Here is a 1,510-nt window from a genome sequence, read left to right as displayed (position 1 = left end):
CGGAACTTACCCGACAAGGAATTTCGCTACCTTAGGACCGTTATAGTTACGGCCGCCGTTTACCTGGGCTTCAATTCAGAGCTTGCACTCCTCCTCTTAACCTTCAGGCACCGGGCAGGCGTCAGGCCCTATACGTCGTCTTGAAGCCGACTTAGCAGAGCCCTGTGTTTTTGCTAAACAGTCGCTACCCCCTGGCCTGTGCCCCCCATCAGTGCTTGCGCATAGATGGGGCCTCCTTCTTCCGAAGGTACGGAGGCAATTTGCCGAGTTCCTTCAGGATACTTCTCTCAAACGCCTTGGTATACTCTACCATTCCACCTGTGTCGGTTTAGGGTACGGTCTATACGGTGGGGCTATTTCCTGGGACAACTTCCCTGCCCGGACCAATCCAATAAGGCCGAACAAGTTACGCCATCCGTCACACACCACCAGGCCCACGAATATTAACGTGGTTCCCATCGACTACCCCCTTCGGGCTCGTCTTAGGGGCCGGCTTACCCTGCTCAGATTAGCTTTAAGCAGGAACCCTTGGAATTTCGGCGACAGTGCATCTCACACTGTTAATCGCTACTCATGTCTGCATTCGCACTTCCGATACCTCCACGACCCATTACCAGATCGCTTCAACGGCCTACGGAACGCTCCGCTACCGCGTAGTCGTAAACGACTACACCCTAAGCTTCGGTGCACGTCTTGAGCCCCGTTACATCTTCGCCGCAGAACCTCTTATTTAGACCAGTGAGCTGTTACGCTTTCTTTAAAGGATGGCTGCTTCTAAGCCAACCTCCTGGTTGTTTTGGAAGTTCCACATGCTTTCCCACTTAGACGTGACTTGGGGACCTTAGCTGTAGGTTAGGGCTGTTTCCCTTTTGACGACGGACCTTAGCACCCGCCGTCTGTCTGCCGGACTAGACTCGTTGGTATTCGGAGTTTGGTTAGTATTGGTAGATCTCGCGACCCCCGCAACCATCCAGTGCTCTACCCCCAACGGCAATCATCCGACGCTCTACCTCAATAGATTTCGCGGAGAACCAGCTATTTCCCGGCTTGATTGGCCTTTCACCCCTAAGCACAACTCATCCGACAATTTTTCAACATTGAACGGTTCGGTCCTCCAGTGCGTGTTACCGCACCTTCAACCTGGTCATGCATAGATCGCCGGGTTTCGGGTCTAATGCATCATACTCAGTCGCCCTATTCAGACTCGCTTTCGCTGCGCCTACACCTAACGGCTTAAGCTTGCATGATACACTAAGTCACAGACCCATTATGCAAGAGGTACGCGGTCAGGTCTCAAGGACCCTCCCACTGCTTGTAGGCATCCGGTTTCAGGTACTGTTTCACTCCCCTCATCGGGGTGCTTTTCACCTTTCCCTCACGGTACTGGTTCGCTATCGGTCATGTACGAGTATTTAGGCTTGGAGGGTGGTCCCCCCATGTTCAGACAGAGTTTCACGTGCTCCGCCCTACTCAAGTCCTGAATGATCATTTTCGCATACGGGGCTGTCAC

At 53.0% G+C, this 1,510-nt stretch carries 1 rRNA gene (running past one end of the window); it reads right to left on the bottom strand.

Annotated elements, in window-relative coordinates:
- A 23S ribosomal RNA gene (locus DM806_RS10910) occupies positions 1–1,510 on the bottom strand; its annotated part runs 363 nt beyond the window's last position; the annotation flags it as partial.

Origin of the sequence: Sphingobium lactosutens (genome assembly GCF_013393185.1) — a bacterium.
GTDB lineage: Bacteria > Pseudomonadota > Alphaproteobacteria > Sphingomonadales > Sphingomonadaceae > Sphingobium > Sphingobium lactosutens_A.
This window is presented reverse-complemented; position numbering and strand designations above follow the sequence as displayed.